Consider the following 9,877-nt stretch of genomic DNA (forward strand, 5'->3'; position numbering starts at 1 on the left):
CTCGTCCGCGGTCAGCCCGCCACCCTGGGGATACCTCATGGTGTGGGCATAGCGCAGGCCGCGCCGACTGTCAGCAGGGTCCGGCCGGCGGCCAACCGAGCCCGTAACTCCTGCCGTTAATGATCTTTAGACGCTCCACCTCGTCGTGGGTGAGGAACCTCGGCTCGTCTCGCGTCACCCGCGGCAGGGGGACCCGGTCGGCGGGGTTGCGGGGGATGCGTCCGTCTCGGACAGCAAGGCCGAGGAGGAGGGAGAAGACCCGGTGGGCCTGCCGTACGGTGGCCGGCGCCGATCCGTTCGCCCGCAGTTGCGCCACCCAGGCCGCGACGTCGGCGTGCGTGACGTCGGCCAGTCGGTACCGGCCCCAGGTCGGCAGGACGTGAGTGCGCAGCAGTGAGCCGCAGCGGTAAAGCTCGGCCACACGGTGGTGCTCGACCCGGCCGCCTGACACCCCAGCGGCACTCCGGACGGGTGGCGGGCTCCGCCCGCCCCCGCTGACGCGCGCCTGCAACTCACCTAATCACGAGTCTGTGATGGCTTCTGATCTTGGTGAACCTCCAGTGCGGGTGTTCTGACGAGCGTCGGCTCCAGGGTGCATCGCGGAAGGTCCTCGAGCGGTGAGGTGGTCCATGCGTGGGTGATGCCGCGGTTGCGGCGAGCGGTCGGCCGGACGTGCTCCACTGGGTCCGCGGCTGGGTCAGTCACCGCGGCCGCGGTGGGCGGTCGATCGACGCGGGAGCTGACCTCTGGTTGCGGCACTTGCTGCTCGTGGCAAGGGCGCGGGTCGCCGGGCTGGATGTCGGCAAGGCGACGCTGACCGTTTGCGTGGGACGCCCGGGCGCCCGGCCGCGACGCGGGTGTCGGCAGAACGACCGACCGGCACCCGCGTCGTCCAGCCGCCTGCACTGGTCGTCGCCCGACTTGCACCAGCTCACCCAGGTGTCCCTCCGCAGCCGCTGCCCAGAAGCGGCGGCGTCGCCGCTGGTGACCCTCGGGCCGGTTGAGTTGGCTTGACGCCCAGAGACGAAAGCTAGTCAGCCGATGTGGAACGGCGGCGGAATGACGCCGAGCTGCCGCACGAGGCCCATCTGGTCGGTCTCGTGCCAGTGCTCGACGGTCTGATGTCCCTGCCGGTGGCCGGGATCCGGAACAGCTCCCCCTGATGCCGACCATAGGCAGCAGCCGCAATCGACGGCCGCCGTCCCGTTACCGCCAGAAGACCGAGGCCGCGATGGTCGGTGTTCCGGAAGGACGGCGATGTCGACGACGTGGATGTACCACTCTCCGTCTCCGAGGACGGGCCTCTTCCCGCTCCCGCCGTCCGGACTGTGGGGTCATGCACCAAGTGGCACGCTGCCCAGCTGAAGTGCGTCGCTGGGACGACGAGGTGCGTTGACCATCGCCTGGCACAAATCCCAGAGCTTCTCTTCCGCGTCGACGTCGCGGAACTGGCAGTCGACTTCGGTGCGCTGGTCGTAGAACCTGCCGGTCACGCTGGCGACATCGGGGTTGGTTGCCAGCCATACCGCGGAGTTCGCTCCTTCTGCGATCGTGCGGCTGGGCTGTTGTTCGAGGTAGTGCCTGATCTCTGCGGGCAGGTCTCGGTAGAGGGCGGTCTCGAGTACAAGGCCCGGTGCGACGGCGTTGACGGTGACCCCGTCCGGTTGGAGTCGCCGGGCGAAGGCCCAGGAGAGCATCCGGTCGCAGGCCTTGGACTGGGCGTATGCGCGCATCCCGTCGTACGGACGACGCTCGAACTGCAGGTCGTCGAGGTCGACGTCGCTCGCGTACACCGACGCCACGTTGATCACTCGGGCGAATGTGCTCGCGCGCAGTGCATCGACGAGCTCGCGGGTCAGGAGGTGGTAGCCGAGCACGTTGGTCGCGAAGGTCAACTCGTATCCATCGACGCTGACTTCGCGCCCCGGGCGGAGCACACCGGCGTTGTTGACGAGGACGTCGAGCGATCCGTAGCGCTGGCGGTAATCGTCCGCGAACTGCCGGATCGAGTTCTGGCTCGACGTGTCGATGGCCATGACCGCGGGACCCGTGCCCGTGCCGGCGGAGATCTCGCGCGCCGTCCGCTTTCCGCGATCGACATCTCGGCACGCGAGTACGACCTCGGCACCGAACGTGGCGAGTTGGCGGGCGATCTCCTTGCCGATTCCGGAGGTGGGGCCGGTGACGATGGCGCGTCTGCCGTCGATCGTGCTCATGGGTCTGCTCCATGGGGTGTCGGTCTTGGGTGGGGACGATGTGCTGCTGCCGATAGGCATGCCGTGGTGCGGTGCCGGGCCGTTCCGCACGGTCTCGTGCGGTCCGGATCGGCTACTTGATCCCCACGACCATCGAGTCGGGGCCGACGAGGTGCTCGACGTAGCTCTCGCGGAAGCCGACCTCGGCCATCCAGGACCGGCACTGGGCGCCGGTGTAGTCGAAGCCGGCCTCCATCTCGATCAGCATGTTGAGGCTCATCAGCAGGCCGAACGTGTTCTCACGGCGGTCGTCGTCGATGACGGTGTCGTATACGATCAGCGCCCCGCCGGCGGGCAGCGCGTCGTACCCCTTTTTCAGCAAGGTCAGCTTCTGGTCGAGGCCCCAGTCGTGCAGGATCCGGCCCATGACCAGCACGTCGGCCGGGGGTAGGTCGTCGGCGAAGAAGTCCCCGGCGTGGAACCGCACTCGGTCGGCGAGCCCGAAGGACTGCGCATAGGCCTCGAACACCGGCCGGACGGGTGGCAGGTCGAACCCGCCGGCGTTCAGGTGCGCATGGCGCAGCGCCAGCTGGACCGGCAGGCAGCCCTCGGCCGTGCCGACGTCCATGACGCTCTGGTGCCGCTCCCATGGGAACTTCTCGGCTATCGCCAGCGCAGCCCCCATGGTCAGGCCGGTCATGGCATGGAGGAACTGCTGCAGCCGGTCAGGGTCCTGGTAGAGGGCGGGGAAGAAGTCCTCGCCGGTCTTCAGCTCGTTCTGGGGCTGTCCGGTCCGGAGGGCCTCGGTCAGCGACCCCCAGAACGGATAGAGCCGGGCGTTGGCCATCTCGAGGATGCCGCCGATGTACGACGGCTTGTTGCGGTCGAGGAAGAGCTCGGTCGCCGCCGTGTTCGCGTACTCGTCATCGGTGCGCTGGAGCATGCCCAGCGACACGAGGGCGTCGAGGAAGTCGTCGGCACCGCGCGGCTGCAGGCCCAGGCGGGCCCGGACCGACTCCCCGGTGCGCGGCCCTTCGGCCAGCAGGGTGAACACCCCGAGCTCCACCGCGCTCAGCAACGTCTTCGATCCCCAGAACCCGAGCCCCAGCTGCAGGATCCCCTCGGGAGTCGCCTGGTCCGTGGTCATGCCCCTCATCCGTCCCGTCGTCGCACCTCCGACCTCGTGGCGCGAGGCCCACGGCGAGGGTGCGCCGAGAGGAGACGTGACGACATGAGGCAGAACCGTCACCGTTGCGTCGCCGATCCCCCATTTAGGACGACCGGGCGTCACCTCCGACGGCCCGGGCCGCGTAGGCGACCAGCTGTGCACGGCGAGTGGCGCCGGTCTTCCCCGCCAGGTTGGCCACGTGGCGCTCCACGGTGCGGGGCGACAGGTACAGCCGGCCGGCGATCTCCCGGTTCTGCAGCCCCCGGGCGAGCAGCCGGAGGACCTCCAGCTCGCGCGAGGTCACTCCGAGTGCCCGAAGTTCGACGGGGACGCCGGTCTCGCCCCGGCGACGCGGGACCGCGGCTCCGGCCTTGCGCAGGATCGACCGGCACGCCGATGCGATGTGGTCGTCTCCCCGGCGGTCGAAGAAGTCGAGTGCTTCACGCAGCCACGGCACCGGATCTCCCCAACCGTCGAAGACCGCGGCCTCGGCAACGAGCCGCCACCCGAGGTAGCGGAACCACCGGTGACCGCCGAGCGTGTTATCGCCCTCGGCCATGCAGGCGGCTGCCAGGTCGGCGTCCCCGCTGCGCCCGGCGGCGACGGCATCGGCGTAGCGGAGGAAGGCGGAGGCCAGGAAGTGGACGGACTCCTCCGGGATCTCGATCTCGGAGGTCTCGTCCTCGGCTCCGTCTAGCTGGCGGAGCAGGGCCAGTAGCCCGATGGCCGGTACCGCCGAGTAGTCCCGGCCCCCATGGGAGGCCGCTCTCAGGCCGGCGCAAAGATCGCGCCGTGCCGTGGCCCGGTCCTCCTCGACCAGCCCCAGCAGAGCGGCCGCGGTCGATGTCTTCACCTCGATGTCGGGGACGCCAAGGCCGACGGCGAGCGCCTCGTCGATGCATCGCTGCATTTCCCTGCGCCGCCTGGAACGAGCGTGCACATACGCTTCCAACGCCGCCGCTGCGGCCAGCGTCTGGTCGAGGCGGTACCGCCGGGCCAGCTCGGCCGAGCGCTGAGCGGCGACGGCGCCGGCCTCCGGGTCCTCCCCGATGACCAGCGCGGCCGCCATCTGCACGTCCACCACCGCGGCCGTCGCGAGCGCCCCCTGGCCCAGGGCCAGCTCACGGGCCTCTTCCAGCCGCTCCACGCCGCGGCCGCGGAGCATGTCGATCGCTCCGAGCTCGTGCAGCGCACGTGCGCGCCACAGTGTCAGGCCGTTCGCCTCCGCCAGAGCAAGAGCCCGGGCGAAAGTCGTCTCGGCGGCGGCCAGGTCGTGAGGACGCTGGCTCCGGCCGAGGACCTCCAGCGCTTCACACGCCACGTCCGCGAGGGCGAGCCGCTCGGCCGCTTCGAGCGCCGCCCGGGCGAGCGCCGGAGCCTGCTCGGGTTCACGGCCCATCGCCGTCTGGGCCCGCACAGCGTCCAACCGGGCCTCGAGATCGTCGTCGTGGGCGGCCGCCGTCTCGACGCGAGCCTGCTCCAGAAGCTCGTGCGCCTCCTCCCACCGCGTGGCGGCGACAGCGGCGCGAGCCAGGCGAAGGTGAACCTCGGCCCGCCTCCGCGCCGACCGCGGGTCACCGCCCAGCCGGGCCAGCAGGGAGGTTGCCACCTCCACCGCTCGTTCCCGCTTGCCCGCGAGGGACAGCACCTGCAACAGGAACTCCTCCACGTCCAGGCTCGTCGGGTTATCCCCCGGCAGCAGGCCGTGGGCACGGTCGAGGATCGCCTCCGCGGTCGCCAGCGCCCCACGCTGGAACGCCCGGCGTGCCATCACCACGAGGAGGGTCGCGGCGCGGATGCGGTCGCCTGCGCCCAGGGTCAGCTCGGCGGCCAGCCCGCACCACTCGTCTTCCAGGACCGGGTGTGCCGCCTCCACCGCCTCGAGGGCACGTCGCGACAAGGCCTCCAGCTCCGGCGGGAACAGCTCGGCGAGCACGGCGTCCCTCGACAGTGCGTGCCGGAACCCAAAGCCCCGGTTCCCGCGGTCGAACAAGACGATCTGCGCGTCGACCGCTTCGTGGAGCGCGGCCAGGACCGCTTCCTGGCCGAGACCGGTCACCGCCGGCAGGAGGCTCCAGTCGAACCGCCGCCCCAGCACGGCGGCGGCGACGAGCACCGCTCGGCCATGCGCGCCGAGCCGCGCAACCCGCCGCCGCATGCTCTCCGAGAACGTGAGGGGGACGACCGCGTCCACGCTGTTCGAGACGCGCCATCTCCCCTCCTCGACGGCCAGGGCACCGGAGGCGAGGGCGGCGGCCAGCAGCTCCTCCACCACGAACGGCACACCGTCGGCCCGCGCGGCGAACGCCACCACCTCGTCGGGGACGGTCGCAGCGCCGAGGCAGGACGCCACCATCGCCGCCACCTCCTGCTCGTCGAGGGGCGCGATCGGCAGCAGCCGCGACACACGCCTGGCGTGGAGAGACCAGCCGAGCGCCAGCCCGGGCGAACGCTCGTCGTCTCGGACGCTCACCAGGCACAGGACGCGCTGCTCCGCCAGGTTGTCGGCCAGGTACTCGACGATCGTCAGCGTCTCGGGGTCGGCCCAGTGGAGGTCTTCGAGCACCAGGAGTGCGCCGTGGTCGCCGGCAGTCGCTGCCAGGAACCTCAGGACGCCTTCGGCGACCGCGAGCAGCGACTCGTCCGGTCCCGCGTGCTCGTCGATCCGCCACTCCGGAACCAGCCGACCGAGGGTCGCACCGAACGGACCGAGTTCGGCTACATCAGGGGAAGCACCGGCTCGGACCGCCGATGAGAGCGCTTCGGTCAGGGGACGGTACGCGGCCGGAGTCGGACTCTGTACCGCGCGCCCGCGCAGCACCGGCAACCCATGACGAACGGCATCCGAAGCGATGACCTCGATGAGGCGCGACTTCCCGATCCCGGCCTCTCCGACGAGGAACAGGAGGCTGCCGTTGCCCCGTGTCGCGGCGTCCAAAGCCTCCCGTAGGGCAGCGAACTCGACCGCGCGGCCCACCACCTCCGACGAGACTGCTCTCGTCAGCTTCGATGCCGTGACCGACCGCTGTGCCACCCCAGCATTGTTGTCCCGCCGTCCCAAGTCGGGGTCCCGGGCAGAGCCCTTCTTGGACTGACGGCGGTTCCAGAAGTCGCTGTTAGGGACCGTGGACATGACCGACCCGGTCCTGACCAGACCTTGTGGCTCCCGCCCTGCGAGCCCGCTCGCACCCACACCGCGCCCACACGACGCCCACAAAAGGGCCGTCAACTGCCACTGCCGACCATCGGTGATTAACGGTATTTGTCCACGTCAGGGCGGCATCAGGGCAACGAGTCCCAGGTCAGTCGGGTGTCTCTGACGAGCTTTTAATCCGCGGGTTGTGGGTTCGATCCCCACGGGGCCCACCCGGGTTCACCTGCGCTTTCGCTCCTCGCGGAGAGGTGGACGCCTGGCTCCTGGTGCCGCTGTGGTGGCCAGTCAACCCCATAGCGCCTGTCCCACGCGACGAGCGGCGTCCTTCGCGAGCTCGGGGACGACGTGGGAGTAGGTCCCGAGCGTCGGGCTGATCCGCGAGTGGCCGAGGATCTCCATCACCACCCGGGGTGGCACGCCCTGCTGGAGCCGTAGCGACGCGGCGGTGTGCCGAGCGTCATGTAACCGAGCCGGCCGCACCCTCGCCTCGGCCAGCAGTGCGCGCCAGGCTCGGTGGTCGCTGCGCGGCTCGAGGGCACGGCCGTTCTCCTGACAGAACACGCGGTCGTTGTCCTCCCAGAAGGACCCAGCTGCGATCCGCTCGGCGAGTTGCCGGGGCGTCGATGTCACCCGCGGTGGTCCGTTCGGACAGTTCCCGCTGACGGGATCGAAGGTGGCCACCATGCCGGCCCTCCCCCGAGGCCCTCCAGCGGCGGTCACCGGCGCCCCGGCACTACCTCAACCACCTCGTGACCTGGGAGTGCACTCGCGGTGACCGTGTCCAGGACGATGTACCACCCGCAGCTGGACAACCGGCAGGCGCGGGTGTCACAGCAGTCGGTGGACGACTACGCCGCCCGCGGCTGGCTGCAGCATGCACGCGCCTGCGCCACTGAAAGTGGCTGATCACTTACGCTCCGTCCCTGTCTCGGGTCGGGTCTCTCCTGCGACGCCCCACGACCCACACCCGTGCTGCCGAACGGAGCCCCCACAAATGCCCGATCCCGCCCGGAGCCGCCCGCGAACGGGTCTACTGCGCTCCACGGCCGTGACGATCGCCCTGACGCTGTTCCTCTCGGTGCTCACGTCCCTGGCCACGCCGGCGCAGGCCGCCACGACCACGGCGCGTCAGCTCCTCGACATGGTCGCGTCCGCCGCCGAGGCCGGGTCCGCGACCTACGACCGGGCGCTGTTCCGGCACTGGACCGACGCCAACGGCGACTGCCAGGACACCCGCGCCGAGGTCCTCATCGCCGAGTCCCGCGTGACGCCCCGCTACACGACCACCCGCGCGTGCGCGGTGCTGTCCGGGCAGTGGATCAGCCCCTACGACGGCGCGGTGTGGACGCTCGCGAGCGACGTGGACATCGACCACCGCGTTGCCCTCAAGGAGGCATGGGAGTCCGGGGCCCGGAACTGGACCGCCCTGGACCGGCAACGCTTCGCCAACGACTTGGCCTTCGGCGCCTCCCTCGAGGCCATCACCGACAACGTCAACTCCTCCAAGCAGGACAGTGATCCCGCTCAGTGGATGCCGCCCTTGGCGTCCAACCACTGCAACTACGCCATCCGCTGGGTCGAGGTGAAGTACCGGTGGCGTCTGACCATGGACGCCCCCGAGCGCAACAAGCTGGCCAGCGTGCTCACCGGGGCGTGCGGGCAGCGAACCGTGACCATCCCCGCCCGGGCGCGCTGACCCGCCTCCGTCAGCGCCCCCCGAAGAGCCCCGCCCCGCCTCGGGGCGGGGCTCTTCTGCTCTCGGGCTACTGCTTCACGAACGTGCCGCACCCGCCGTTCTCGAAGTCCTGCCCCTCGCGCAGCGTCACTGTCGGAAAGCCCCCTGTGGGACCGTCGTTCTCGATGATGTCGTCACCGTTCGTGCCGGACGTGTAGATCCCCCAGTAGCAGTAGCCGGTGAGCGCCGCAGATGTCCGGTACGTGCCCGGCTCGACGTCCACACCGACGGTCCAGATTCCGTTCGGGATGGAGGTCTCCGCGATCCGCTGCTCGACGGCGCCGACCGCCTGCTCCCTCTCGGTCACGAGACGTTCGCGGGTCGCCAGCTCGGTGGCCTGTTGTGCGGCTGATCGCGAGGCAGCGGCGGCGTTGTTCCCAGCGCGCTCGGCCGCCTCCTGCGCGGATGCGGTGCGCTTCTCCTCCGTGTCCAGCCGCTGCTCGAGCGCCTGGTACTCCTCGCTGCTGGTCGGGTCGGTGGTAGCAGCGGCAGCACCGATGCCGATCCCTACGACGAGAGTGGCGGCCGGGATCGCCCAGCGCAGCCAGGTCCGTGGCTTCGGCGACGGTGCCGCCGGTGGCGGCTGAACGGCGGTCGCGGGCTCGGTCATGTGGTTCTCCCCGTGCGGTGACTGATGGCTGACGGACCGTAGCCTGGATCCGGTAACGCTCGTCTCCCATTCCGGCCGCGCGCGGTGTCTGACAACGTGTCGAGAAAGGGTTCAGGAAGCTCGTGCTGGCTGCCAGGGACGGCGGCCGGGAGCCGGTGCGAGGCGGCGGGCCATCAGCCCGATCATGGCCCACTTGATCATCGCTTCGGAGTGGGCGGGCAGCCGTTCGTAGTCCCGGCTCATCCGGCGATGGCCGGTGATCCAGGCGTGCGTGCGCTCGACCACCCAGCGGCGCGGCAGCGGCACGAAGCCCTGCTGGCCGACCAGCTTGGCCACCACCTGCACCAGGATGCGCAGCGCCTTCGAGGCGAAGTCCTGGGTGCGGCGGCTGTAGGCGGCATCGGCCCAGACCAGCACCAGGGAGGGCATGGCCATCTTGGCCCGGTCCAGCACCCGGATGCCGCCGTCGCGGTCTTGCACGCTGGCCGCGGTCACCAGCACGACGATGAGCAGACCCAGGGTGTCGACCACCAGGTGCCGCTTGCGGCCGTTGACCTTCTTGCCGGCGTCGTAGCCACGGGAGCCTGTGCCGACCGTGGCGGCGCCGGGCACCGTCTGGGAGTCCACCGCACCGGCCGAGGCGGCTGGGTCACGCCCGGCGGCATCCCGGGCCGCGTCGCGCAGCGCGTCATGGATCCGGTCGGTGGTGCCGTCGGCGGCCCACCGCTGGAAGTAGTAGTAGACGGTCTCCCACGGCGGAAAGTCGTGCGGCAGCTGCCGCCAGGAACAGCCCGTCCGGTCCAGGTACAAGATCGCGTCGACGATCCGGCGGCGCGGATACTTCGCCGGTCGTCCGCCGCGAGTGCCGCGGCCACTGGTGCTGAGCACCGGCACCAGCGGCTCGATCAGCGCCCACTGCTCATCGGTCAGATCCGAGGGGTAGGCCGGGGAAGAGCCCATAGCCCACCCTGGCCCACAACCCCGAAGTTGTCAGCCCGCTTTCTCAACACGTTCT

The 9,877-nt window shown here is 70.4% G+C and carries 9 protein-coding genes; 2 read left to right on the forward strand and 7 right to left on the reverse strand.

What is annotated here, in order from left to right; genetic code table 11:
* Nucleotides 1-70: 70 nt before the first annotated feature.
* From CNO22_RS22555 to CNO22_RS22575, 5 genes are all read right to left on the reverse strand, one after another.
* Nucleotides 71-421 (reverse strand): tyrosine-type recombinase/integrase, encoded by a 351-nt coding sequence (locus CNO22_RS22555; RefSeq protein ID WP_232807263.1) that lies wholly within the window; start codon nt 419-421, stop codon nt 71-73.
* 913 nt (nt 422-1,334) lie between these two features.
* Nucleotides 1,335-2,216 carry an SDR family NAD(P)-dependent oxidoreductase gene (locus CNO22_RS22560; protein ID WP_157937076.1) on the reverse strand — a complete coding sequence of 294 codons (882 nt, stop codon included), beginning with the start codon at nt 2,214-2,216 and terminating at the stop codon, nt 1,335-1,337.
* Nucleotides 2,217-2,328: 112 nt separating this feature from the next.
* Complete coding sequence (locus tag CNO22_RS22565) at nt 2,329-3,342, reverse strand: methyltransferase (RefSeq protein WP_100501508.1); 1,014 nt, start codon at nt 3,340-3,342, stop codon at nt 2,329-2,331.
* A 124-nt stretch (nt 3,343-3,466) separates the two neighbouring features.
* On the reverse strand, nt 3,467-6,496 hold the full coding sequence (locus CNO22_RS22570) for an ATP-binding protein (protein WP_100501510.1): 3,030 nt from the start codon (nt 6,494-6,496) through the stop codon (nt 3,467-3,469).
* A gap of 306 nt (nt 6,497-6,802) precedes the next feature.
* Nucleotides 6,803-7,147 carry a tyrosine-type recombinase/integrase gene (locus tag CNO22_RS22575; protein ID WP_198588531.1) on the reverse strand — a complete coding sequence of 115 codons (345 nt, stop codon included), beginning with the start codon at nt 7,145-7,147 and terminating at the stop codon, nt 6,803-6,805.
* Between the two features lie 141 nt (nt 7,148-7,288).
* Here CNO22_RS22575 and CNO22_RS29820 point away from each other — a divergent pair, with 141 nt between their 5' ends.
* Complete coding sequence (locus CNO22_RS29820; RefSeq protein WP_269799621.1) at nt 7,289-7,423, forward strand: hypothetical protein; 135 nt, start codon at nt 7,289-7,291, stop codon at nt 7,421-7,423.
* A 142-nt stretch (nt 7,424-7,565) separates the two neighbouring features.
* On the forward strand, nt 7,566-8,213 hold the full coding sequence (locus CNO22_RS22580; protein ID WP_198588532.1) for an HNH endonuclease family protein: 648 nt from the start codon (nt 7,566-7,568) through the stop codon (nt 8,211-8,213).
* A 67-nt stretch (nt 8,214-8,280) separates the two neighbouring features.
* Here CNO22_RS22580 and CNO22_RS22585 read toward each other — a convergent pair whose 3' ends face one another.
* Nucleotides 8,281-8,862, reverse strand: coding sequence for a hypothetical protein (locus CNO22_RS22585; RefSeq protein ID WP_100501513.1), 582 nt, complete (start codon nt 8,860-8,862; stop codon nt 8,281-8,283).
* A 111-nt stretch (nt 8,863-8,973) separates the two neighbouring features.
* Complete coding sequence (locus CNO22_RS22590) at nt 8,974-9,822, reverse strand: IS5 family transposase (RefSeq protein ID WP_100499712.1); 849 nt, start codon at nt 9,820-9,822, stop codon at nt 8,974-8,976.
* Nucleotides 9,823-9,877: the final 55 nt, after the last annotated feature.

The sequence above is a fragment of the Geodermatophilus chilensis genome (assembly GCF_002802985.1).
Taxonomy (GTDB): Bacteria; Actinomycetota; Actinomycetes; order Mycobacteriales; family Geodermatophilaceae; genus Geodermatophilus; species Geodermatophilus chilensis.